Genomic DNA, 23,563 nt, shown 5'->3' on the forward strand with positions numbered 1-23,563 from the left:
GGTGATGCCCGCGGTGCTCTCGGCTGCCTCGAGGCTCAGAAGCTGCGCGAGCACGGCGGCATCCTCGATCGCCATGCCGGCGCCTTGCGCGGCGAAGGGCAGCATCGCATGCACGGCGTCGCCGAGCAGGGCGACCGGGCCTTTGCTCCAGGGGCAGCCGTCGGGCACGCCGAACAGCGCCCATTTCCGCCAGCCGTCGACCGCGGCGAGCATCATCCGCGCCTGCGCCGGCCAGCGCGGCGCGGCGAACGCGTCCATCACTTCGCGCGCATCGCCGGGCGTGCTCCAGCCCGGCCTGTTCCAGGTGCCCGGCAGCACCGCGACCACGTTGAGCTGGCGTCCGCCTGCGATCGGATAGGCGACGAGATGGGCGTTCGCCCCCATCCAGAGCTGCACCCGCCGGGCGGTATAGTCCTTCGGCAGCTGCGTGGCATCGAGCGTGCCGCGCCAGGCGATCAGCCCGGAGAAGGTTGGCTGCACCTCGGGAAACAGATGCTGGCGTACCGTCGACCAGATGCCGTCGGCGCCGATCAGCGCGCTGGCGAGATCGCTGCGGCGGATCGTGCCGCTGCGATGGACGACGGTCAGTCCCTTGGCGTGAGGCGCGACGTCCTCGAAGGTTGCCCCCAGCTTCAGGTCGATGTCGGGATGATCGGAGACCGCGCCGGCGAGCGCGGATTGCAGATCGGCACGGTGCACCACCCAATAGGGGGCGCCGGCGCGCGTGGAGGCGGCTTCGCCGAGCGGCATGCGCAGCAGCTCGCCACCGGCCCGCGCGCTCATGATCGAGACGGCCTCCGGGACGACGGCGCGCAGCTTGAGGCGCTCAGTGAGGCCGAGCTCGACCAGCACGCGGCTGGCATTGGGGGACAGCTGCAGGCCCGCGCCGACTTCCTCGAGGCGCTCGGCCTTTTCCAGCACGACGATGCGGAAGCCGCGGGCGGCCAGCGCAAGCGCGGCGGTCAGTCCACCGATGCCGGCCCCGGCGACGACAATCGTTCGGGAGAGCGCCACCCCTGACCGAAGGGCGCGGTCAGGCCACCTTGTCCTTCAGCACGCATTCCGGCGGACGGGCTTCGCCCGCCTTCAGGTCGGCGGCGAAGCGGTACAGCGTCGAGCAATAGGGGCAGATGATCTCGTTGTCGTTGCCGAGGTCGAGGAAGACATGCGGATGATCGAACGGAGGGTTGGCGCCCACGCACATGAACTCTTGCGAGCCGATCTCGATGACGGGGACACCGGCATCGTTATGGAAGTGCGGGACGACATGGTCGGACATCGTAGTTCATCCTGGAGTGGCAATGGCGGCAGACACAATCAAAAACTGACGCGGCATCTTTGAGGCGCCGCGGACCATACTGGCGGGTGGAGATGATTGCTAGTCCGGCGGAACCGAAAGCCCCACAATTGCCCCATGCTCATTTGCTCATGCAAATTCGACACAATCTTGCGGCCTGAGAGAAGCCCTTCTTTCGTCGGGGACGTTGTGTCGCAATTTTGGCATACTATGTCTGTGGACGCGCGCAATTTGAGACGAAAGACAAATCATCAGGCGCCCCCGATCCAGGACCGTCCGGGCTTTCCGCATGAAATGGCTGCGAATCACCACAGCGTTGACCGGCATAGCCGCTTGTAGCCTCCTGCTCGCGCAGGTAGCGCCGCAGGCCCGTGACGCCGGCGCGGTCCTCGCCGCCCAGGACGATCCGGCCGCGCTGTCCGAGCTCAGGCTCGATGCGCTGCTGCGGCAGAACGACCACCTGGTCCAGGACAACATCGAGGCCGCGCTCGCAGCCGGCGACGCCGATCTCGCCGACAGTTTCGTGGCGCTGGCGCGCGACCGCAACATCGCGCTTCCCGACGACCTTCTCAATCGCGTAAGCGATGCGGTCAAGACGGAGAACTCCACCGCGCAATTCGCAAAACGTTTTGCAACCGGTCTCGTCACCGGCAATGCCGATGACGTCGCGAGCCTGTCTGGAACTGTTGCCGGCGATCTCTTCGTGATCGGCGACGTCAGGGACGTCGTGCGCGAGGGCAAGCATCTGGCGATGGGCGAGGAGACCGACCGTCTGGTGCTGGGCCTTGCCACCGCTGGCCTTGCGGTGACGGCGGCCACCTACGTCTCCGTCGGCGGCGCAGCGCCAGTACGGGCCGGGCTGACGCTGGTGAAGGACGCGCGGAAGGTCGGACGGCTCGGAAAAGGGTTAGCCGCATGGGCCGGCCGTTCCGCACGCGAGATCGTGGACACCCCGGTGCTCCAGAACGCGGTTGCCAGGGGTTCCGTGTTCCGCCCGGGCGAAACCGTGAGCGCGATCAGGGCCGCATTCCGTGCCGAGAAGGCCGGTGCGCTGGTCCGGCTCGGCAAGGACGTCACGCGCGTGGCCGAGAAGACCGGCACGCGCGGCGCCATGGACACGCTGCGCATCGCCGAAGGCCCTAAGGACGTCGCACGCGCGGCGCGGCTGGCCGAGGCGCAAGGGAGCAAGACCCGCGCGATCATGAAGCTGCTCGGCCGCGGCGCGCTGTTGCTCATCGGCGGCGCATTCGATCTGGCGATGTGGCTTTTCGGCGCGGCCTTGTCGCTGCTCGGCCTGCTGTTCTCGATCAAGGCGACGACCGAACGCCTCACCCAGGCCTGGTGCGATCGCAGGAGGGCACGCCGGCTCCGCCGCGCCCAGATCGCGGCCGAAGCCGCTCTGGCGGATGCGGCGCTCACGGCCTGAAACGCGACGAGATTGAGGTCATTCGTCGTCGCTCTTTGGGCTATTGTTTGGGCATGATCTCAGCGCAAACGCGTTCCGCGTTTGTCGCGAGGAAAAACCGCTGCACACTTTTCCGGATCATGCTCTAAGATCGGTTGTCCCCCCTCAAGACCGCGGAACTGATGATGCCGAGCTTTCACAACGGCGCCGTTGAAATTGCCTATCTCGACGAAGGCGAGGGCGATCCGATCATCCTGGTGCACGGCTTTGCCTCGAGCAAGAACGTGAACTGGGTCTATCCGACCTGGGTCTCCGAGTTGCGCAAGAACGGCCGCCGGGTGATTGCGCTCGACAATCGCGGCCATGGCGACAGCGCCAAGCTCTACGAGCCCGCGCAATATTCGATTCCGACCATGGCCGGCGACGTGCTGGCGCTGATGGACCATCTCGCCATCCCGCAGGCCGATATCATGGGCTATTCGATGGGCGGGCGGATGACGGCCTGGCTCGGTCTCAACGAGCCGCAGCGCCTGCGTTCGGCGATCCTCGGCGGCATCGGCATCGGCGGCCTCATCGAGGGGACCGGCCCCGGCGAGAACGTGGCGAAGGCGCTGGAGGTGCCCTCGCTCGACGACGTCACCGATCCTGTCGGCCGCACCTTTCGCGCATTCGCCGATCAGACCCGGTCCGACCGCCGGGCGCTCGCCGCGTGCCTGCGCGGCACGCGCGATCTCATGACCAGGCAAGAGGCTGCGCGGATCGAGGTGCCTGTGCTGATCGCAGTCGGCTCCACCGACGACGTCGCGGGTTCCGCCGGTGCGCTCGGCGCCATCATCCCGGGTTCGGAAGTGCTGGACATTCCGAACCGCGATCACATGCGCGCGGTGGGCGACAAGGTCTACAAGACCGGCGTGCTCGATTTCCTCTCCCGCCGCGGCTGAGGCCCGTTGTCTGAGGCGATGAGGTTGTTGCCCAGCTGACCTGTCGCTAGAGCTCCATGCCAATCGAACCAAACCAGAGGGAACCGCCACTAACGATCGCAACTTGGAGGTATTCGACGTGAAGTGGCTCAAGTGCTACGCGATCGGCTTCGTTGTGGCGACCTTCGCGCTCACGGCAATGCAAAGCTATAGCCGGCCCGGCCAGGATCAACGTACGGCTGCTGTCATAGCGATGGCAGCGGTTTGGCCGATAACGGCCGCCGTCGTGCTCGGAGGCTCGATCGGGGAAGTCGCGAGTGACGGTTGGGACGCCGAAATCACTGCCGCGCGGCTCGAAAAACAAAACGCGACGTCCCGCCAATAGAGCGCGGGGCAGGAGCCCCGTCCAACACGCGTCGGCGCCGAGATCATGCTTGAACAAGCAACCCGGCGCAATGACGCTTCATCCCCTCTCATCGCGCTTTGGCATCATCGCCCAGCCGCCGCGCCAGCGCCATCAGCACCACGAAGGTCGCGACCCACACCATGCGCGCGCCGTAGCGGTCGTGCGGGCCGGAGATCACGGCGCAGATGAAGGCGTTGCCGAGCAGCGCCAGCGTCACGGTCGCCGCCAGCAGCGTCAGATCGTCGAGCCGGCGGTTTGCGAGCGCGCGCGCGAGCAGCGCGACCAGCGCCAGTATCGATGCCAGCGCGACGGGGACATGCAGCCAGTTGACGTAGTCGAAATCGACGCCCCAGTGCTGCTGCCGTGCAGCGCGCATCGGCGCGATCTGTGCAGGGATATAGCGCTCGATGATGCCATAGGTGTGCGGGATCCAGCCGCTTGTGCCTTCGCCGGTCGCCACATGCAGCAATTGCTGTCCCATCGCCCGCAGCGCCGCGCCGGCCTGCCAGGCCGGGTAGTCCGCGAGCGAATGCACGACGATGTAGCTCATCTCGTCGTTCATGCCTTCGAAACGGCCGAGCGTGTTGAACATGCTCTTGCCCCACAGGAACTCGTCGGCGGTCGCCGGCAATTGGTTGCGGTAGGGACAGAGCTTGAAGTTTTCGCGCGGGCAATGGTCGTTGAGGAAGCGCGAGACGATGCCGTCCTGCATCATGCGGCCGAAGGCAACGCCGTAGCCGCCGGGCGTCCAGGCCCATTTCCCCGACAGCGCGTGGTTCGCCGAAACCAGCATCACGGCGCCGGCGACGATGGTCATGCTCGCCTGCGCCAGCCCTGCCAGCGGAATCCTGCGGCCCACGAACGGTCGCGCCATCCAGCCGGCGATGCAGAGGCCGAGCAGCACGCCGAGCGTGGCGCTGTGGGTTGCAGCGGCAAAGGCGGTGAAGACGAACAGCGAGATCTTTTCCGGCGTTGACGTTCGTTGCCCGCCGACGACCAGCAGGAACAGCGACAGGATCGAGAGCCCGGCGAAGATGTCCGTGAGCAGCATGCTGGCGAGCCAGGGCAGCGCGGTCGACACGATCAGGAGCAGGCTGATCGCGACGAAGCGGGACGTCCGCATCAGGCCGAGCACGCGCAGGCTGAGCTGCAGCAGCCACAGCGCCGCCAGCGACTGGACGGCGAGATTGATCCAGAAGCCGAAGCTTTCGCCGTAGTGCAGGTAGAGGCCGAACACCGTGGATCGGCTGGGGACGAGATAGCCTTCGTACCAGCGCGCCAGGTAGCCGCCGGTATCCCATTGCAACAACGGATAGCCGTTCCAGAACGCGGGCGCGATCATCAGCAGGGGCAGAATGACGGCCGCCAGCCGCAGCCAAAGCGACCCCGCGGCGCCTGCGCGCAATTGATCGGTGGTGATGCTCAAAACCGCTCCGTCCTCGCCCGGACCATGCCCGCAATAAGGCTTGGGAGAGAATTCACCAATAGTTTGACGCCGCCCGGCTTGAATTTGGCAAAACCCTGACCACTTTGAGCCAACCTTGCCGCCTGGGGGCGCCAGAATAAATCTTTGTGTTTCAAGGCGTTGGCATGCTTTCGCGGGGCAAGGTGCTGTTCACTCTCAGGCAAGCCGGTCAGGACTTTGTCGTCTAGACTGTGCTATAGAGCCCGCAAAACAAGCCAATTCGAAAGAGCAAATCCCATGGCAGTGCATCAGGTCAATCCGGGAGGAAAGCTCGCCTCGCTCGATCCCATCTGGGACCGGATCCGGAGCGAAGCGGAGGACATCGTCCATCGCGAGCCCGAGCTTGCGACCTTCATCTACTCGACGGTGCTCCATCACAGCCGTCTCGAGGATTCGGTGATCCATCGTCTCGCCGACCGGCTCGATCACTCCGCGCTGTCGGGCGACCTCGTGCGTCAGACCTATGACGAGGCGCTGCGCGACGATCCCGATCTCGGCAACGCCTTCCGCGCTGATCTGGTCGCCGTCTACGACCGCGACCCCGCGACCTCGCGCTTCATCGATCCCTTGCTCTACTTCAAGGGCTTCCACGCGATCCAGACCCATCGCCTGGCGCACTGGCTCTATCTGAAGGGCCGCAAGGACTTTGCGTATTATCTGCAGAGCCGCGCCTCGGCGGTGTTCCAGACCGACATCAATCCGGCCGCGCGCATCGGCCGCGGCATCTTCCTCGATCACGCCACCGGGTTCGTCTGCGGCGAGACGGCTGTCATCGAGGACGACGTCTCGATCCTGCACGGCGTCACGCTCGGCGGCACCGGCAAGGAGAACGAGGACCGCCATCCCAAGATCCGCCATGGCGTGCTGATCGGCGCCGGCGCGAAGATCCTCGGCAACATCGAGATCGGCCATTGCGCGCGCATCGCCGCGGGCTCGGTCGTGGTCAAGCCCGTGCCGCACAACGTCACGGTCGCGGGCGTGCCCGCCAAGATCGTCGGCGAAGCCGGCTGCGCCGAGCCGTCGCGCACCATGGATCAGATGATCAATGCCATGGGGCTTTGAGACCGACTTTAGATTTGTGAAGGGCCGCATCTCCGGCCCTTGCCGTCCCCAAATTCTTTGGCAATTCATGCTGGCGGTTCGTCGCATCTCGTCCTAAAACCCGCCGACCAATTTCGATCGGAGACTTGCCGTGGACGTCAAAGAAGTCAGAAAGCTGGACGCGTATCTGAAGCGCGTATTCGGCAATCCCAAGATCCGCGTCGTGCCGCGGCCGAAGAAGGATGATTCCGCCGAGGTCTATATCGGCGAGGAATTCATCGGCGTGCTCTTCGTCGACGACGAGGATGATGATCGCTCGTTCCAGTTCCAGATGGCGATCCTCGAGGACGATCTCGTCGATCAGGAATAGTCTCTCCCCATCGTCGTTGCGAGCGAAGCGAAGCAATCCAGAGTCTTTCCGCTGAGGGGATTCCGGATTGCTTCGTTGCGCTCGCAATGACGAACGCTAGCGTTACGGCTCCATAACTCTATTCTTCGCAAGAATACGCAGCCGCGCCGTTGCGTCGGCGACCGTGATACCTTCTGCATCGACCAGTTCGGCTTGCACGACCATGTCGCGCTCTGTCTGCTCGATCATCCGCGCCCGCGCCGTGATGGGTCCCACCGCCGCAGGTTTCAGGAACCGCGTATCCAGACTCTTGGTGACCACGGTCAGATCGGGCGAGAGCGTTGCGAGCGCACAAACCCCCGTCGCGGAGTCCAGCATCGCCGCCAGGAATCCGCCCTGAACGGTCCCGTGCCTGTTGGTGAACGCGGGCTGCGCCTGAAATCGGATCAACGCTCGCCCGGCCTCGTCGAAGCCGAGCCATTCGCGTCCGAGCAATTGGGCGCCGGGTGGCAGATTCGCTGTCGCGTCGCTCACATCGGTCACCCAGCGCTTCCCTTGAAGGCGAGGGTACCAAGCAGTCGATCCGGCGCAAGGCCTGCCGGCGCTGATGCCATTGGCAACAATCCGTGAGTAGGGCGCGTCATCGTGCGCATCTAGAGTGGTGCGCCCCAAGATCCATTGTCTCGATATGCACGTAAGGTCTTTTGAAATTGCTCGCCTGAGCGAGGAGTCGGGTCTGTCGAAGACAATCGCCGCCCTTCAATTTGCATTTTGGGGCCCGCTGACAGGCTATGGCTCGGCCGCCGACTACGAGCAGTTTCTTTGCCGTGCGGCTCGTTCGCACCAACGAACCCACGAGCGCCTCCCGCCCCGCGGCCGTTTGTGGCCAAAGGGGGGCACATCGAGTTGCGAGGCCAGAAAGCCTGCCCTCGTTCACCACATTTAAACCTTAAGAATGTACGAACACTCCTCACCCACAGGGCGCAGGAACATGCGAACAGCCTTCGTACGGAAGCCACCCGTGGACTTCGGGCAATGAAGGCTTGGCAGACCAGTTGCATCGTGGCTGTTGTCGTATCCGTGGGATTTTATCTCGCCGCCGGTAACAGACCGGCCGCGACGGTGCCGGATGTCATGCCGGAAGCGGCAGCGAGCATGGCGGCTTCTGCGAACATTGTGACGCCTGCCTTGTACGCAGAGGCATCCGCCAGACTTGCGGCAGCGCTTCGGGCGGAAAGAGCAGAGCCTGGCTCGGTGACGTCGGCAGGTTCCGTGCCGTTGAGCACCGAAGCCGAGATCGTCGATGAACCCGTCGCGCCAAAATTGGCGTCGTTGGGACAGGATGTCGTCCAACCGCTACCGCCAGAACGCGATGCGTCCAACGATGCTCTGAAAGCGGCGTCGACGCAGGATTTCCGTTATCTGATCTACTACGTCTGGTCCGAACTGCCACCCGCCGAGAAACCGGCGGAGATCGTCCTGCGTGCGTTCAAGGACATTCCGGTCGGAACGCCGGCCGAAGAGATCAAGCGCGCTTCCGATGCGTTTGGTCTCGATTTCAATTTCATGATGGCGGTTGCCAAGATCGAATCCGGCTTCAACCCCAATCAACGCACCGGCTCGTATATCGGGCTGTTTCAGCTGAGCCAATATGAGTTCGGGAAGTTCGGTTTCGGGCAGATTCGCAGTCCGCGGGATAACGCCGTTGCGGCCGCCTACAAGATCATTACCGAAGGCGTCCAGTTCGGATGGATCACTCACCGGACGCCGGACATGAGCGATCTTTACCTGATCCATCAGCAGGGCTGGGAGGGCGCCGCTGAGCACATCAGCCGGCCGGCTCGCACCGCCTGGAAATCAATGTGCGCCACCAGCGAAGGCAAGGAGAAGGGTGAGAGGTGGTGCAAACGCGCGATTTGGGGCAATGCTCTTCCGGCCTTCAAGCGCACCTGGAAATCGGTGGACAACGTGACGTCAGAGGCGTTCGTCGGCATGTGGCGCGGCCGGGTCGCCGAATTCTACGCGAAATATGTGGCGACTGCTGCTGCAGCGGCAAGCCAATAACTTCGTGTATTCGACGCGCGCCGCAGCTTCGACCGCTTCTGCCGTCGGCGCTCCGGCTCATTTCCCATGCAGCGTCAGATAGAAGCGACTTTGGAGCCAGGACTACGCCGACGGGGCTCAGCGGCCGAGTCTCGACATGGCCGCCTTGCTTTCAGCCCGCGATTTGCGCTCGCATCTTGCCTCCCTCCATCGGTCGATGCATCGAAAGCATGGCGATCACCGACCGCTCACCGCCCTTGCGACGCGCTCTACTGCCTTTTGACCGTCCGGGTCGGACGGGGCCAATTCGGAGAACTTTCTGAAATCCGCCAACGCGCGTTGCGGATCGTTCTTCCGCTCCCATGAAATGCCGCGGTTATAGAAGGCTATCGCGTAGTTCGGATTGAGCCGTATCACCTGGTTCACATCTTCGATGGCGCGGTCGTATTCGCCCTTGGCGTTGTAGGCGGCTCCGCGGTTGTTGAAAGCTTCGAAGTGGCCCGGATCAAGCCGGATCGCCTGGTTGAAGTCCTCGATGGCGCGGTCGTATTCGCACTTGGCGTTGTAGGTGTTGCCGCGGTTGTTGAACGCGTTTGCGTAGTTCGGATCAAGCCGGATGGCCTGGTCATAATCCTCGATGGCGAGGTCGTATTGGCCTTTGCGCTTGTGGGCAATGCCGCGGTTGTAGAACATATCCGCGCGGTTCGGGTTGAGCCGGATTGCTTGGTTGAAGTCCTCGATGGCGCGGTCGTGTTCTCCTTCGGCGTCATAGGCGGTGCCGCGGTTATAGAACGCTTCTGCGTGGTTCGGTCTGAGCCGGATCGCCTGGTTGTAATCCTCGATGGCGTGGCCCCATTGGCCTTTGTTGCTATAGGCATTGCCGCGGTTGTTGAAGGCGTGTGCGTAGTTCGGATTGAGCCGGATCGATTGGTCGTAATCCTCGATGGCGCGGTCGTATTGGCCCTTATTAAAATAGGCGTTGCCGTGATTGAAGAACGCCAATGCGTAGTTCGGATCGAGCCCGATCGCTTGGCTGCAATCTGCAATGGCCTTGTCGCTATCGTGCTTTCCGTTCCACTCGGAGCAGCGATTGTTGAGAAGGGCGGCAAGCTGACGACCGCTGTATTGACCGGAATCGATCGCTCGTGTGCACGCGGCTATTGCCTCTTCGCCAGATGCCTTTCCACATGTATGAACATCGTCGGCCGCGGCTGGTGTCGCCCCCAGCCAGAAGGCTAGAGCCGCCAGGGCGGACAAGGCGACGGCCAGAGCCAGCAGCAGCACCCTCAACGTCGACATCGGAAAACCCCGGGACAATTTGCCCTGTTTGTCGTCATTCCCGCCCGTGAGGTTCAGGGCCGGCTGACGCCCCTCCGCTCACCCTGTCGGTCCGCGCAACCACATCGAAGGTTGATTGATCCGACCCGATTTCCCGATGATGGCATTATGCCCCTGTTTTGCCCGACGGAGCAACCAGATTTCGAAAAAGACGAAGTTGCTCAGTCGCCCGGCTACTGTGCATGGGGTTGTTTTCGATTTTTTTGTCCGGGAGGCTCCCGATGCCTGCAAGCCGGTCTTGCGGCGGGGCAGAATGGCCCCGCTCAGCTCTTCGGCCCGCGCAGCTGCGCCGTCAGCTTCTCCATCGCCTCCGCCACCTCGCGCCATTGCGACAACCAGCTGCGTGGAAAACGGAAGGTGAGATCGGCGCCACCGACGCGGCGCTCGGAGAGGCACATGCCGGGGGTCGCCGCATCGCGGGTGCAGCGCGCGGTCAGCGCGGGGCTTGTCGCGGAATAGAAATCCTCGCTGCCGTAGGGCGTGTCGGCGCGGAACGTCCGCACCGTCAGACCATCCTGGGGCTGGGTGGCGGCCTGATCGAGATAGCGCGGATAGATCGTGGTTGTTCGCTGCTCGGGCGAGAGCGCATCGTGGTGGGCCGCGATGGACAGGAAGATGCGGTCGATCGATTGCACCGTCGCTTCCACCGTGTCGGCGGTAACGTGCTTGGGCGCGCCGGGCGGCTCCAGCGAGGGATAGAGGAAGTCGAGATCGATACGTTCCTGCGGCCCAGAGTGGCGCTGGATCTTCATCCGGATCGCCGTCGTCGGCAGGTTGAACAACGTGCCGCCGACGCTCACCGGCAGCTTGTCCGGGGCGCTGGCGCCGCCGGCCCCCCAGGTCGGCCACAACAAATAGGCGACCAGCGCGACCGCCCCCAACGCGGCAGCGCCGCTAAGCACGATCGGGACGATGTGCGTCCAGGTGCGCGTCGTGGAGGACCTGAGGGGAGCTGCCGAAAACACCGTCATGAACGAGCGCGCGTAAAGACCTGAAGTCGGCCGATGGCCGACGAATCAACGGCGAATATGCCATGCGGCGGCGAATTCGCGCAGTCTTGCCGCCCGCGGGAAAGGGGGAGGGCCCTGCGCGGATTGGCCGGCGCTGTTAACCTTCTCTTAAGGATAATGTAGCGTTAACCGGCACGATTTGTCACAGGAGGGCTCCGGCGTTGCGTAAGTGCGGACAGTTTCCGATGACACCTGAAGCCCTCAATTCCTTCTTCGCGATCTGCATCGGTTTCGCGCTCGCCGGCGCCCTCGTGAACGGATACCAGGCGTTCGCGCAGCGGCCGGCCGGCTTCGGCCTCTTGCAGGACGGCGTGGCGCCGAAGACCTTCGCGGCGGTGCCGTTCCTGGTGTTCGCCGCGCCCTTCATCATCATGCGCAACACCCTGCGCGGCATGCGGGTGGAAAGCCGCCGTGTCGAGTTCGTGATGATGGCAACCGTCATCGCCGGCTTCTGGAGCATGATGAGCGGCACCTTCTTCCTGATGACCTTGCGCGCGGCCGGCGTCCTGGCCTGACGCTCGGCTTGCAGGCTGCGCGGCCCTTTGCGCCGGGGCCGTGGTTTCGCTATGGCTGGGTCAACCCGAAAGGAGACCTTGATGGCGATTTACGAGCTCGACGGGCAGGCGCCCGAACTTCCCGCCGACGGCAATTATTTCATCGCGGAGACCGCGACCGTGATCGGCCGCGTGCGCCTGAAGCCGGGGGCGAGCGTCTGGTTCGGCGCGGTGCTGCGCGGCGACAATGAGTGGATCGAAATTGGCGAGGGCGCCAACGTGCAGGACGGTTCGACCTGCCACACTGATCTCGGCTTTCCGCTTGTCATCGGCAACAACTGCACGGTCGGCCACAACGTCATCCTGCACGGCTGCACCATCGAGGAGGGCGCGCTGATCGGCATGGGCTCGATCGTTATGAACGGCGCGAAGATCGGCCGCAATAGCATCGTCGGCGCCGGTTCCGTCATCACCGAGAGCAAGGAGTTTGGCGAACGCTCGCTGATCATCGGCTCGCCCGCGCGCGTGATCCGCACCCTCGACGATGCGCAGGTGCAGAGGATGGGAAGCGCGGCCAGGTTCTACGTGGCCAACGGTCCGCGTTTCAAGAAAGGCCTGAAGCGGATCGGCTGAACTCAGCTTCCCTCGGATTCGCTCGCCTCGATCGCGCGTGCGACCTTCTCGTGGCCGGCCGCCCACAGCGCATGCTCGTCGCTGCCGTCGAGGTAAGGATTGGCTTCGGCCGGGATGCGTTCGCGCGCGGCGCGTTCGCCTTCTGCAAAGGGATCGCGATCGGTCATCGTGATTTCGCCTCCTCGCTTTCAAGTTGATGTGACGGCATTTGTTCCGGAACCGGGCTTCGCGGCAGCGGTTGACCGGCAAAGGGAGAATTGCCGATGGCAGCGTCAGCAAACGCTTCGATCAGGACCATGATGGTCATCCTCGCCTTCGCGGCGATGCCGGCCGTATCCTTCGCGCAAGCAACGGGCGGCTCTTCCGGATCGACCGGCAGTTCGTCGGGGCCGGCCGGAGGCGTCGCCAACGCGCCGGCGCCGCCGCCCGGCACAAACAGCCTGGGGACGGCTCAATCATCGGGCCCGGGCTCCGGTGTCACCACAGGCTCCGGTGCCGGCGGAGCCGCCGACGCCACCGTCAATTCCGAGAACCGGCAGCTCGACAAGAAGATGAAGAGCATCTGTCGCGGCTGCTGATGCTCGCGCGGAAGTGAGACAGCGTGGCTGTCCGAATTCGCCCGACAACGCTAGCTTGATCCCGCTTTGAAGCGTGGAGCGTGTCCACGCGGAGGATCGAGTGATGTTACGGAAGACGATGATGGCGGCGCTGGCCGTGGCGGCAATCGGGCTATCGGCGCCGCAGGCGGCCGAGGCGCGGGGTGGTTTCGGACATGGCGGCGGCTGGGGTCACGGTGGTGGCGGCTGGGGCCATGGCGGTCACGGCCATTGGCATGGCGGCGGGTTCTGGCCTGGCGTTGCCATCGGCGCGGGCCTCGCCGGCGCCGGCTACTACGGTGGCTATTACGGTTACGGCTACCCGTATTACGGCGATCCCTACTATTATGGCACCGGCTACGACGATGGTGGCTATGGCGGCTGTTACGTCGTGCGCAAGCGCGTGATGACGCCTTCGGGATGGCGATACCGCCGCGTCGACGTCTGCGAATAGGCGGGACGACGGGTGAGGCGGGAAGATCCGCCGGCCCACGAAAAAACAAGGCCGTTGACGCAGTATACCGTCAACGACCTTGCCAGCCCCGGATATTGAAATCGGCTCACGCCATCCGGTGACGGCCAGCATCGCGCGGAATCACACGGGCGAATGTGATCCAGTTCACAAGTGGAGAAATTAAAGCCGCCGGCGAAGGCTCTCAGCCGCGCGAGCGCTTGCGTGCGCTGGCATGGACGCGGTGACGCGCCGGTTTCCTGCGGGTAACCGAGGGCGTTTCGGCCTCGGTGGCCCGGGCGCTGGCGAAGGACTGGCGTAGACTGTCGATGGATTCGTTCAGGCTCGCCACCTGCTCCGACAGGCGCTTGGTATCGGACTGCTGGGCCGCGAGCAGCCGCTTCACCGTCTGTAGCTGGTCCTGCACGACCTGGAGCTGGTCGATCGATTCCTGCTGGGTCGCTTCCAGCCCTTTGGTCTTCTCGACCAGCTGCTCGGATGCCTGGGCGGTCCGGGCCTGGAGCTGCCGCGAGGCCACCACCCGGTCGGTCTCTGGCGCGGAGCCGGTATAGGCGCGCCAGATCGCGATCGACGTCACGCCGGCGATCAGCAGGAGAAGGGCGGCAGCCGTCAGCGCAATCGGCTGGGCGCCAAGGCGAAGCAGGGGGTTGGACGGTGTGTCCTCTGCGAGATCGATCATCGCTGACAAAACCCAAATTGAAACTTGGTGAGTGGCGAAGACCGGCTGCCTGGAACGGCAACCGGGATGTCCCGAAAGTGTTACTGTTCAGCAACAATTGGGACCAAAAAGAGGCTGGTGGCCAAAAAAGGTATGGACAAGGCTTGATTTCAACCTCTGGCCGTGAGGCCAGGTGGCAGAATTCAGGGCTGAAACGACGAAAACGGCCCGGAATAGCTCTTCGGCCGCGGCGCCGCGTAGGGCCCCAGCCGCGAGGTCTTCAGCCCCAGCCGCACCAGCGATTCCGCCAGCGTCACCGCAGCAGTGACGCCGTCGATCACGGGCAGGCCGTGGGTGGCGGCAAGCTCCGTGGCGAGATCGGCCATGCCGGCGCAGCCGAGCACGATGGTTTCGGCCCGGTCGTCACGGATGGCGGCGGTGATTTCCGCGGAGATCTTGCCGAGCGCGCCGGTGTTGCGCTCCTCCAGCGCGAGCACCGGGACCTCGGCGGCGCGGACCCGGGCGCAGCGCTCGGCAAGGCCGTACTTCTTCAGATTATGTTCGATCGGCACGATGGAGACGCCAAGCGTCGTCACCACGGCAAAGCGCGCCGCGATCAGGCTCGCCATGTGGAATCCGGCCTCGCCGATGCCGATCACCGGCGCTTTCGCCGCGGCACGTGCGGCATCGAGGCCGGTGTCGTCGAAGCAGGCGATGATGTGCGCGTCAGCACCGTCGCGATCGGCGTCACGGATGCAGCCGAGCATGCCGGGGACGGCGAAGGCCTCGTCGTAAAAGCCCTCGATCGAGACCGGGCCCATCGCGGGCTGGCGCGCATCGATGACGGTGTCGGGCAGGGCGATGCTGCGCGCCGCAGCGGCGATCTTCGCCGTCATCGACGCCGTGGTGTTGGGATTGACGACGTGAAGCCGCATCGCGATCAGACGAGCCCTTTGCCGGCGTCCGAGCCCTTGGCCGCCTGCCGCCTGTTGAGCACGTGGATGGTGCCGAGCGCAAGCGTGATCACCGTGAAGGAGACGGCCGAGATCACGGTGCCGAGCGCATAGATGTCGGGGTTGGTCACGGTGGTGGTGAGGCCCTGCAGATCGAGCGGCAATGTATTCACCGCGCCGATCGCCTGGCTGGAGCGGGCAAGCTCGTCCCAGGACAGTGTGAAGCCGAACAGGCCGATGCCGATCACCGAGGGCAGGATGATCGGCAACACGACGTGACGGAAGGTCTGCCACGGCGTCGCGCCGAGATCACGCGCGGCCTCTTCCAACCGCGGGTCGAAGCGGTTGAAGATCGCGAACATGATGAGCAGGCCGAAGGGCAGCGTCCAGGTCAGGTGCGCGCCGAGCCCGGAGGTGAGCAGGCCCATCGAGGTCTCGAAATTCTCGTTCCAATGCGCCTTGATCAGATCGTCGATGATGCGGAATTCAAGCGAGATGCCGAGCGAGGTGATGATCGAGGGCACGATGAGACTGGCGATCGCCGAGTAGAACAGAATGCTTTGCGCCCTAAATTTCCTGCGGAAGGCCATGCCGGCGGCCACCGACAGCACCACAGTGACGATCATCACGATCACGCCGAGCAGCAGCGAGCGGCGGAAGGCCGCGCCGAGATCGACGATGCCGGTGCCTTGGAACAGCTTTGCGATCCAGAAGGTCGACACGCCGTTCATCGGGAAGGTGAGGCCGCCCTGCGGCCCCTGGAACGACAGCACGTAGATCGCGATCATCGGCCCGTAGAGAAACAGCACATAGGCCGCGAAGAAGATCGCGAGCACGTAGAAAGAGCGCGGGCGTCCTTCCTTCATGCTCTACAGCTCCTTCTTGATGTCGACGATGCGCGACATCATGGTGATGATCAGGAAGGTGATCGCGAGCAGGATCACGGCGTTGGCTGCGGCGGCGGGGAACTGCAGCGCGTTGACCCGCGTCTCGATGATCTTGCCGGCAGCCGCAATCTGCTGGCCGCCCATCACGCCGATGGTGATGAAGTCGCCCATCACGATGGTGATGACGAAGATCGAGCCGATCACGATGCCGGGCTTGGCCAGCGGAATGACGACGTTGACGAGGGTCTGGAAACCGGTGGCGCCGGCGTCATAGGCGGCCTCGATCAGCGACTTGTCGATGCGCACCATCGAATTGAAGATCGGTACCACCATGAAGAAGGTGAAGAGGTGGACGAGGGCCAGCACCACGGAGAATTCGGAGAACAGCAGCCATTCCAGCGGATGGTTGATCAAGCCGGTCTTGACCAGGCCGGAATTGACGAGGCCGTTGCGACCGAGCAGCGGAATCCAGGCGATCATGCGGATCACGTTGGAGGTCCAGAACGGGATCGTGCAGAGCAGTGACAATCCCATCTGCCAGGTTTTGGACTTGACATGGAAGGCGAGGAAATAGGCGACCCAGAAGCCGATGAAGAGGGTGATGGCCCAGACCATGAAGCAGAGCTTCAGCGTCATCAGATAGGTCTTGCCGATGGTGCAGAGCTCGGGAAGCTGAGCGATGCAGCCTTCGAACGTGTCGGTGTAGCCGCGGCCTGAGAAGGCCGGCAGCAACTGGTATTCGTTGTAGTCCCAGAAGGACACGATGACGACGAACACCAGCGGGATCAGGAAGAAGGCGAGGAACACCAGCATCATCGGCCCGGCCTGGAGCCAGGAGATGAAAGACGGCGACAGGCGCGTCGGCTTTGCCGCGCGCGCTGTGCCCGACCCCGGGATCAATCCCGGGGATGCCTGTTGCAGGATGTCCTCTGAGGTGTCCATCAATTTAGGCCGCGATGAACTCGTTCCACTTGCGGACCATGTAGTCGTTCTCGTCCATCACGGCGTTCCAGCAGGCAACGCCGCCCATGCGGTCCTCGTAGGAGCCGCCGTCGCGCACCGCGCCGGCCTTTTCCAGCAGCGAGCCGTCGGGCGCCTTGATGTCCTTCTCGGCCGGCTTGCCTTCCATCCAGTACGCCCACTCGTAGGGCTCCATGTGCGCCTTCGCGGTGGAGAGCACCGCGGAGTAGTAGCCTTGACGGTTGAGATAGGCGCCGGCATAGCCGGACAGGAACCAGTTCACGAACTCATAGGCCCATTCGAGCTTGGGACCCGAGACGCCCTTGGAGACACAGAAGCCGGACGCCCAGGAGCGGTAGCCTTCCTTCAGCGGCTGGAAGGTGCAGGGGATGCCCATCGAGCGCACCTTGGTGACCGCCGGCGACCACATCGACTGGATCACGGTTTCACCTGAAGCCATCAGGTTGACGCTCTCGTTGAAGTCCTTCCAGAAGGCGCGGAACTGACCGGCCTTCTTGGCCTCGGTCATCACCTTCATGGTGAGATCGATCTCTTCCTTGGTCATGTTGCCCTTGTCGGCGTATTTGTACTTGCCGGTGGCTTCCACGACCATCGCGGCATCCATGATGCCGATCGAGGGGATGTTGAGGATCGAGGCCTTGCCCTTGAATTCGGGATTGAGCAGCTCGGCCCAGGTGCTGATCGGACGCTTGATCAGATCGGGGCGAATGCCGAGCGTGTCGGCGTTGTAGACGGTCGGGATCAGCGTGACGAACTCGGTCGCCGACGTCGCGAACTTCTTGGAATCCTTGCCTTCGAGATAGAGCACCTTCCAGGGCGCGGTGCCCTGGCCGCCAATCTTCTTGCCGCCGGGCGTCTCGCCCTTGGTGAACACCGGCGTGATGTTGTCGAATTCCTTGATCTTCTTGGCGTCGAGGGCAAGGATGTTGCCGGAGGGGACCAGCTTCTTCAGCGAGAAATATTCGGTGTCCAGCACGTCGAAGGAGTTCGGCTGGGTCATCACGCGCTTGGTGACGTCGTCGGTGGTCGCAGTGATGTATTCGATCTTGATGCCGGTGTCCTTCAGGCACTGCTTGGAGATGTCGTCGCCCTCGTTCACGGCGGTGCCGAGATAGCGCAGCACCTTCGCATCGGCCGACTTCACATAGGGAAAGCCGGTGATGGCGCCGGAGCCGGCGGCAAGGCCGGCGAGGCTCGCGGTGCCCTTGAGCAGCGTGCGGCGGCTGACGCCCTTTGTCCCAGTGGTCTCGGTCATATCAGTCACTCCTCTGTTGCGCATTCCAGTGATCGATCGGCGCTATTGCAGGCGTTGCGCCCTGGCGGGATCCCAGGTCGCCAGCACGCGGTCGCCCGGACGGAACGGGTGAACGTCGAAGGTGGCTTCCGGAACGTGGGAGAACAGGGCGGTGCCGTCGTCGAGCGTGAGCGAGACGGCGATGTAGGAGCCCTGGTATTCGGTCTGGGTCAGCAGCGCCGGCGCGCCGAACGCGCCGTCGGCGAACGGCATGATGCCGAGCTGATCGGCGCGCACGGCGATGAGGTTGCCGGCGTCGCTGAGCACGTTGTGGCCGCCGATGAAGCGCGCCACGAATTCGGTGCGGGGATGATGGAAGATGTCGCGGGCGGTGCCCTGCTGCTCGATCTTGCCATGGTTCATCACCACGATGTGGTCGGCGAGCGCCATCGCCTCTTCCTGGCCGTGGGTGACCTGGATGAAGCTGATGCCGAGCTCGCGCTGCAGCCGCTTCAGTTCGCCCCGCATCTTGACCCGCAGGAACGGATCGAGCGCGGACAACGGCTCGTCGAGCAGCAGGATCTGCGGCTCGGTGATCAGCGCGCGGGCGAGCGCCACGCGCTGCTGCTGGCCGCCGGACAGCTGCGCCGGCAAGCGGCCTGCATAGGGGCTCATGGCCACGAGCTCCAGGAGTTCGCCGGCACGCTTGTGCCGTGCCGGCTTGTCGACCCCGCGCATTTTCAGGGCGAAGGCGACGTTGTCGAGAACGGAGAGATGCGGAAACAGCGCGTAGGACTGGAACATCATCGCCGTGCCGCGCTTGGCAGGCTCGAGGTCGGTGACGTTCTGCGCGCCAAGGATAATGTCACCCTCGCTGACCGCCTCGTGGCCCGCGATCATGCGCAAGGTCGAGGTCTTGCCGCAGCCGGATGGGCCGAGCAGGCAGCAATAGGTGCCGGCCGGGATCTTCAGATTGACGGTGTCGACTGCCAGCGTGGTGTCGTAGCGCTTGGTGACGGCGACCAGTTCGAGAGCGGCGGGAGTGGCCATGGTGTGTCCGAGCGGAGGGCGGTGCTGCCGCCTCTCTCCGCAAGGTCCGTGCCAACAGCCGTCGGTCGGCAAAATCCCAAAACTGTGCAGTGGAGTCAGATCGTTAGATCGAATCCGGGGCAATTGGGCCGCCCGCCGCTCGAGCAATCACCTGCACACAAAACGGGCGAGGATTGTATAAACTTTCGCCTGTGATTGGATACAGCTCGTCGACTAACATTCGAGGCCGAACGTTCGCCGATCGAGCCTTACACCCATGGCCGCCAAGACCCGCCAAAAACCCGATGCGCCGGACGCGAGCGATCGCGTCAGCCGTATCAGGGAAGGTGTGACCGCGGCGATCCTCGAACATCGTCTGCTGCCGGGCACGAAGCTCGGCGAGGACGAGATCGGTGATATCTACGGTGCGAGCCGTACGCTGGTGCGCACTGCACTGCAGCAGCTCGCGCATGAGGGCATCGTCAATATCGAGAAGAACCGCGGCGCCTTCGTCGCGCGCCCGACGCCCGGCGATGCCCGCGAGGTGTTCGAGGCCCGCCGCCTGATCGAGCCCACCATCGTGGACCACGCGATCGACGCGGGGTCGCCGGCCTGGCTCGATCGCCTCGAGCAACATCTTGCCGAGGAGCGCGAGGCGGAATTGCGTGGCGATGCGCGGGCCTCCGTCCGGCTGTCCGGCGAGTTTCATCGTCTCGTCGCCGAGATGAGTGGCCACAGCATCTATCTTGGTTTTCTCAAGGAGCTGATCGCGCGCTCCTCGCTCATCATCCTGCTCTACCGCCGTCACGATACGCCGGCCTGCGGCACGGATCATCACGCCGGTATCGTCGCAGCGATCCGCAAGCGCGACAAGCAGGCTGCGCGTGCCCAGATGCTCTCGCATCTGAACGAGATCGAAGCCGAGCTGTTCCTGAAGGATCCCGCGGCCGACGAGCTGCGGCTCGCCGACGTGCTGGGCGCCTGAGCGCCCCCGGACCCTGAGGTCACACGCGACCTCTTCCATTCATTTGCTTTGATTCAATTGCCGTCGGACGAGCCGAGCACTCATCGAGACAGATGGCAGAGTTGCATGTTCCCGTCAGGTTGCAAGTTGACGGGAGCCGAACGTCGGCGTCAACTCCGGCCAGACGTTGCGTGCCTGCCATCGCCCCTCGCGTAGCCTGAATCTGTGTGGAAGGCTGATATGTCGGGTTTGAGGATGTCGGCCAGGGTCTTCGCCATCGCGGCATTGCTTGCCGGCATTGCAATGGTGCTCGGCAGCTCGTCATCCGCACCGGCTCAGGACGCTGCGGTCCTGTTCCGGAATGTCCGGATCTTCGACGGCAGAGGCAGCGCGCTCTCGGCCCCATCCAGCGTCCTTGTCAGGAACGGAGTCATCGAGAAGATCTCGACCGCGGACATCACGATCACCGCTGAGGTCATCGACGGTGGTGGGCGTGTGCTGATGCCGGGGCTGATCGATGCGCATTGGCACGCGATGCTGGTGCGTCCGACGCCGATGGCCGCGCTCGCAGGCGACATCGGCTACAACAATCTTCTCGCCGCCAGCGAAGCAACTGCGACTCTGATGCGCGGCTTTACCACCATACGCGATATGGGCGGCCCGAGCTTCGGCCTCAAGCAGGCCATCGACGAGGACCTCGTCGCCGGCCCGCGCATCTATCCGTCCGGCGCCATCATCACCATCACCAGCGGTCACGGCGACTTCCGCCAGCTCTCCGATCTGCCGCGCACGATCGGCGGCATGCTGAGCCGCATGGAGCGGATTGGCGGCAGCATGGTCGCCGACAGTCCCGACGAGGTGCGCGTGCGCGCGCGCGAGCAGCTGATGCAGGGCGCATCGCAGGTCAAGCTCACGGCCGGCGGCGGCGTTGCCTCGCCCTTCAGTCCGCTCGACGTGTCCACCTTCACCGAGCCCGAGCTGCGCGCGGCGGTCGAGGCCGCCGACAATTGGGGCACTTACGTTGCCACGCATGCCTACACGCCGGTCGCGATCCAACGGTCGATCGTCGCCGGCGTCAGATGCATCGAGCATGGTCACCTCATGGACGAGGCGAGCGCGAAACTGATCGCGGAGAAGGGCATCTGGCTCAGCACACAGCCATTCCTCGATCTGTCCGGCGCCGCTACGCTCGGACCTGCGGAGCAGGACAAGATGCGGCAGGTGGTTGCCGGCACCGATCGCGTCTACGCGCTGGCGAAGAAGTATCGCATCAAGACCGCGTTCGGCACCGACGTGCTGTTCTCGAAGGCGCTGGCCGACAAGCAAGGCGCGATGCTGGCCGCGCTGACGCGCTGGTACACGCCGGCCGAAGCGCTGGCCATGGCAACGTCCGCGAACGCGGAGCTGCTGAGCCTGTCGGGCCTGCGCAACCCCTATCCCGGCAAGCTCGGCGTGGTGGAGGAGGGCGCGCTGGCCGATCTCCTGCTCGTCGAGGGCAATCCGCTCGACAACATCGCCCTCATCGAAGATCCCGCGAAGAATTTCGTCGTGATCATGAAGGGCGGCAAGATCTACAAGAACAGTCTGGCGCACTGACACGCAGCGCGTGGCGCGATCCGTCGAAATTGGAACGCTTCTAGCCGCGATCGTCGGGAACCGGCACCTTGCGCGGCGAACCCTTTGCAACTTCCGGAGCGGGGGCAGGCCGCGCGGGGCTTGTCACGAGAGGACTTGTCACAATTCCGGGGTCGTCGCCGGCGGCGTGACTTCTAAGCGTCTCCAGAACCAGGAAGAATTTCTCGGCCAGCATGAGTCAATCTCACTGACGCGTTCGTCTCGCATTGGAGAACGGCGAGAGTCGCTATTGAATTGCATCACTTACTGCGTTTTACGGCAACCCAATTCGCGATGTCTTGCCGAATTGTGACAAAGCCTTGCCGGATCCTGTGCTCCACACGTGATGTGGACGATCGTGCACTGCTGCGCAACGTTACTGTTCATCGCGGAGCGCTCCGGCTATATGCTGTTGCTCTGTCATCGAACTGTCATGTTACCGCAAATGCTCAAATCAGACGCAACGCCGGCCCGCAGGACTCCCGGCGCGCTGGATGGGAATCTCGACCCGAAAGACCGCAAGAAGACGCAAGTCGTCGCCGGGTTCCTCAGGCAAATTGAAACGGCCGGGCCCGGCTTGAAAGCTGCGATCGTCGAGAGCGCTGTGATCGATCAGACGCCATCGCAGATGACGACACGGTCCGAGCCGAACCTCGCCGCGCGTCCCGCCGGTGAAATCGAGCTCAAGCTTCTCGTCGATGCCGATCGCATGGCCGATTTCATCACTGCACCGGTCATCGCGGCGAACGCCCGCAACAAGGGCACGCGCAAGCATCTGAAATCCATCTACTACGATACGCCGGAGCGGACGCTTCGTCGCGCCGGCTTGAGCTTGCGCGTGCGCCAGAGCGGCGCGCGCTTCGTGCAGACGGTGAAGACCGACGCCGCCGACGATCCGCTGCGCCGCGGCGAATGGGAAGCGAGCGTGCCATCGCTTGCGCCCGATCTCGCTTTGGCGATGCCGTTCATTCCGGAGAAGCTTCGCGCTCAGCTCGATACGCAGCCGCTCGAAGCGGTCTTTACGGCCGACGTCCATCGTCACGCGCGGATGATCGACCTGCCGACCGGGACGGTCGAGATCGCCTTCGACCAGGGCGAGCTGACGGCCGGCGACCGGTCGCTGCCGGTGAGCGAGATCGAGCTGGAGCTCAAGAGCGGCAGCGCGAGCACGATTTACGAGATCGCTCTGCGGCTTGCGGAGCACGGAGCGGTGAAGCCGTCCATCCGCAGCAAGTCCGCGCGCGGTTTTGACCTCGCCGCCGACACAGCGCCTCCCGCGGTCCGGCCGCGCAAGCTTCGCCTCGATCCCTCCGTCACGCTCGACGAGGCCTTCGCCACGATCCTGCGCTCGTGCTTCCTTCATCTGCTACTGTCCTTGCCGGCGGCCCAGGACGGCCGCAATCCGGAGGGCGTGCATCAGCTGCGCGTCTCGCTGCGCCGATTGCGATCGGCGCTCGACCTGATGCGATCGGCCGGCGCGCTCTCCAATCTCGATGCGCTGCGCTCGGAAGCCAAATGGCTGGCGCAGGACCTGTCCGCCGCGCGCGACTGGGACGTGTTCCAGCTCGACACCTTGCCGGCGATCGCAAGAGCCTGTCCCTCGGTCGCGGGCTTCGATGCGCTGCGGCGGGCCGCCGCGCAGCGTCAGTCGGAGGCCTATCGCAAGGCCCACGATGCGCTTGATGATCGCCGCTGCGCCGTCTTCCTGATCAGTCTCGGCGGCTGGATCGAGACGCGCGGCTGGCGCAACGACGTCGCGGCGGAAGATCTCGGC

General features: G+C 64.2%; 27 protein-coding genes. 13 read left to right on the top strand and 14 right to left on the bottom strand.

The window, feature by feature from the left end; all coding sequences use genetic code 11:
• Together A5906_RS05715 and A5906_RS05720 are read right to left on the bottom strand one after the other, a co-directional pair.
• Window positions 1-1,014, bottom strand: a 1,014-nt coding sequence (locus tag A5906_RS05715; protein ID WP_245326603.1) for an FAD-dependent monooxygenase, incomplete at its 3' end; no start/stop codon positions are given.
• 19 nt (window positions 1,015-1,033) lie between these two features.
• A complete protein-coding gene (locus A5906_RS05720) occupies window positions 1,034-1,279 on the bottom strand; it encodes a zinc-finger domain-containing protein (RefSeq protein WP_007602543.1) in 246 nt (81 codons plus the stop codon).
• Window positions 1,280-1,586: 307 nt separating this feature from the next.
• On the opposite strand from A5906_RS05720, the gene A5906_RS05725 reads away from it, so the two are divergent.
• The 3 genes from A5906_RS05725 to A5906_RS05735 all read left to right on the top strand — a co-directional run bounded on the left by A5906_RS05725 (window position 1,587) and on the right by A5906_RS05735 (window position 4,007).
• Window positions 1,587-2,723: a hypothetical protein gene (locus A5906_RS05725; RefSeq protein WP_080134294.1), complete on the top strand. Its 1,137-nt coding sequence runs from the start codon at window positions 1,587-1,589 to the stop codon at window positions 2,721-2,723.
• A gap of 164 nt (window positions 2,724-2,887) precedes the next feature.
• Complete coding sequence (locus tag A5906_RS05730; RefSeq protein WP_080134388.1) at window positions 2,888-3,643, top strand: alpha/beta fold hydrolase; 756 nt, start codon at window positions 2,888-2,890, stop codon at window positions 3,641-3,643.
• Window positions 3,644-3,761: 118 nt separating this feature from the next.
• On the top strand, window positions 3,762-4,007 hold the full coding sequence (locus A5906_RS05735; protein ID WP_080134389.1) for a hypothetical protein: 246 nt from the start codon (window positions 3,762-3,764) through the stop codon (window positions 4,005-4,007).
• Window positions 4,008-4,095: 88 nt separating this feature from the next.
• On the opposite strand, the gene A5906_RS05740 is transcribed toward A5906_RS05735, so the two are convergent.
• Window positions 4,096-5,454, bottom strand: coding sequence for a hypothetical protein (locus A5906_RS05740; RefSeq protein WP_080134295.1), 1,359 nt, complete (start codon window positions 5,452-5,454; stop codon window positions 4,096-4,098).
• A gap of 276 nt (window positions 5,455-5,730) precedes the next feature.
• On the opposite strand from A5906_RS05740, the gene cysE reads away from it, so the two are divergent.
• On the top strand, window positions 5,731-6,555 hold the full coding sequence (gene cysE, locus A5906_RS05745; RefSeq protein WP_080134296.1) for a serine O-acetyltransferase: 825 nt from the start codon (window positions 5,731-5,733) through the stop codon (window positions 6,553-6,555).
• Between the two features lie 130 nt (window positions 6,556-6,685).
• A complete protein-coding gene (locus tag A5906_RS05750) occupies window positions 6,686-6,904 on the top strand; it encodes a DUF3126 family protein (protein WP_007602550.1) in 219 nt (72 codons plus the stop codon).
• Between the two features lie 102 nt (window positions 6,905-7,006).
• Here the strand turns inward: A5906_RS05750 and A5906_RS05755 are convergent, their stop codons facing one another.
• Entirely contained in the window at window positions 7,007-7,426 is a 420-nt protein-coding gene (locus A5906_RS05755; protein ID WP_136614993.1) for a PaaI family thioesterase, read from the bottom strand.
• 492 nt (window positions 7,427-7,918) lie between these two features.
• Here A5906_RS05755 and A5906_RS05760 point away from each other — a divergent pair, with 492 nt between their 5' ends.
• Window positions 7,919-8,947 (top strand): lysozyme family protein, encoded by a 1,029-nt coding sequence (locus tag A5906_RS05760; RefSeq protein WP_080134298.1) that lies wholly within the window; start codon window positions 7,919-7,921, stop codon window positions 8,945-8,947.
• A gap of 216 nt (window positions 8,948-9,163) precedes the next feature.
• Here the strand turns inward: A5906_RS05760 and A5906_RS05765 are convergent, their stop codons facing one another.
• The gene (locus tag A5906_RS05765) at window positions 9,164-10,225 is read right to left on the bottom strand and encodes a tetratricopeptide repeat protein (RefSeq protein ID WP_080134299.1); all 1,062 of its coding nucleotides are present in this window, start codon (window positions 10,223-10,225) and stop codon (window positions 9,164-9,166) included.
• Between the two features lie 302 nt (window positions 10,226-10,527).
• On the bottom strand, window positions 10,528-11,235 hold the full coding sequence (locus tag A5906_RS05770; RefSeq protein ID WP_080134300.1) for a hypothetical protein: 708 nt from the start codon (window positions 11,233-11,235) through the stop codon (window positions 10,528-10,530).
• A gap of 224 nt (window positions 11,236-11,459) precedes the next feature.
• Between A5906_RS05770 and A5906_RS05775 the strand changes: the two genes are divergently transcribed.
• On the top strand, window positions 11,460-11,789 hold the full coding sequence (locus A5906_RS05775; RefSeq protein ID WP_080134301.1) for a DUF6949 family protein: 330 nt from the start codon (window positions 11,460-11,462) through the stop codon (window positions 11,787-11,789).
• A gap of 81 nt (window positions 11,790-11,870) precedes the next feature.
• Window positions 11,871-12,401: a gamma carbonic anhydrase family protein gene (locus A5906_RS05780; protein WP_080134302.1), complete on the top strand. Its 531-nt coding sequence runs from the start codon at window positions 11,871-11,873 to the stop codon at window positions 12,399-12,401.
• Between the two features lie 2 nt (window positions 12,402-12,403).
• Here A5906_RS05780 and A5906_RS42865 read toward each other — a convergent pair whose 3' ends face one another.
• Window positions 12,404-12,568 carry a hypothetical protein gene (locus A5906_RS42865; protein WP_167523488.1) on the bottom strand — a complete coding sequence of 55 codons (165 nt, stop codon included), beginning with the start codon at window positions 12,566-12,568 and terminating at the stop codon, window positions 12,404-12,406.
• Window positions 12,565-12,699: a hypothetical protein gene (locus A5906_RS45925; protein ID WP_283807668.1), complete on the bottom strand. Its 135-nt coding sequence runs from the start codon at window positions 12,697-12,699 to the stop codon at window positions 12,565-12,567. The genes A5906_RS42865 and A5906_RS45925 overlap by 4 nt, the downstream gene beginning before the upstream one ends.
• On the opposite strand from A5906_RS45925, the gene A5906_RS05785 reads away from it, so the two are divergent.
• Both A5906_RS05785 and A5906_RS05790 read left to right on the top strand, forming a co-directional pair.
• On the top strand, window positions 12,698-12,979 hold the full coding sequence (locus tag A5906_RS05785; protein WP_167523489.1) for a hypothetical protein: 282 nt from the start codon (window positions 12,698-12,700) through the stop codon (window positions 12,977-12,979). The genes A5906_RS45925 and A5906_RS05785 overlap by 2 nt on opposite strands.
• 103 nt (window positions 12,980-13,082) lie before the next feature.
• A complete protein-coding gene (locus A5906_RS05790) occupies window positions 13,083-13,451 on the top strand; it encodes a hypothetical protein (protein ID WP_080134304.1) in 369 nt (122 codons plus the stop codon).
• A 202-nt stretch (window positions 13,452-13,653) separates the two neighbouring features.
• Here the strand turns inward: A5906_RS05790 and A5906_RS05795 are convergent, their stop codons facing one another.
• From A5906_RS05795 to A5906_RS05820, 6 genes are all read right to left on the bottom strand, one after another.
• A complete protein-coding gene (locus A5906_RS05795) occupies window positions 13,654-14,148 on the bottom strand; it encodes a hypothetical protein (protein WP_080134307.1) in 495 nt (164 codons plus the stop codon).
• Window positions 14,149-14,330: 182 nt separating this feature from the next.
• Window positions 14,331-15,062, bottom strand: coding sequence for an aspartate/glutamate racemase family protein (locus A5906_RS05800; RefSeq protein ID WP_080134308.1), 732 nt, complete (start codon window positions 15,060-15,062; stop codon window positions 14,331-14,333).
• Window positions 15,063-15,067: 5 nt separating this feature from the next.
• Entirely contained in the window at window positions 15,068-15,946 is an 879-nt protein-coding gene (locus A5906_RS05805) for an ABC transporter permease (protein WP_080134309.1), read from the bottom strand.
• A gap of 3 nt (window positions 15,947-15,949) precedes the next feature.
• Window positions 15,950-16,909, bottom strand: a complete 960-nt coding sequence (locus tag A5906_RS05810) for an ABC transporter permease (RefSeq protein WP_080134310.1) — start codon at window positions 16,907-16,909, stop codon at window positions 15,950-15,952.
• 4 nt (window positions 16,910-16,913) lie between these two features.
• Window positions 16,914-18,203 carry an ABC transporter substrate-binding protein gene (locus tag A5906_RS05815; protein WP_080134311.1) on the bottom strand — a complete coding sequence of 430 codons (1,290 nt, stop codon included), beginning with the start codon at window positions 18,201-18,203 and terminating at the stop codon, window positions 16,914-16,916.
• A gap of 42 nt (window positions 18,204-18,245) precedes the next feature.
• Window positions 18,246-19,232 (bottom strand): ABC transporter ATP-binding protein, encoded by a 987-nt coding sequence (locus tag A5906_RS05820; protein ID WP_080134312.1) that lies wholly within the window; start codon window positions 19,230-19,232, stop codon window positions 18,246-18,248.
• Between the two features lie 256 nt (window positions 19,233-19,488).
• Here A5906_RS05820 and A5906_RS05825 point away from each other — a divergent pair, with 256 nt between their 5' ends.
• The 3 genes from A5906_RS05825 to A5906_RS43910 form a co-directional block, all read left to right on the top strand.
• Window positions 19,489-20,196: a GntR family transcriptional regulator gene (locus A5906_RS05825; protein ID WP_080134313.1), complete on the top strand. Its 708-nt coding sequence runs from the start codon at window positions 19,489-19,491 to the stop codon at window positions 20,194-20,196.
• A 219-nt stretch (window positions 20,197-20,415) separates the two neighbouring features.
• On the top strand, window positions 20,416-21,771 hold the full coding sequence (locus tag A5906_RS05830) for a metal-dependent hydrolase family protein (RefSeq protein WP_080134314.1): 1,356 nt from the start codon (window positions 20,416-20,418) through the stop codon (window positions 21,769-21,771).
• Window positions 21,772-22,234: 463 nt separating this feature from the next.
• The coding region (locus tag A5906_RS43910) for a CYTH and CHAD domain-containing protein (protein ID WP_347337589.1) at window positions 22,235-23,563 on the top strand (1,329 nt) is incomplete at its 3' end.

The organism is Bradyrhizobium sacchari, from assembly GCF_002068095.1.
Lineage (GTDB): Bacteria > Pseudomonadota > Alphaproteobacteria > Rhizobiales > Xanthobacteraceae > Bradyrhizobium > Bradyrhizobium sacchari.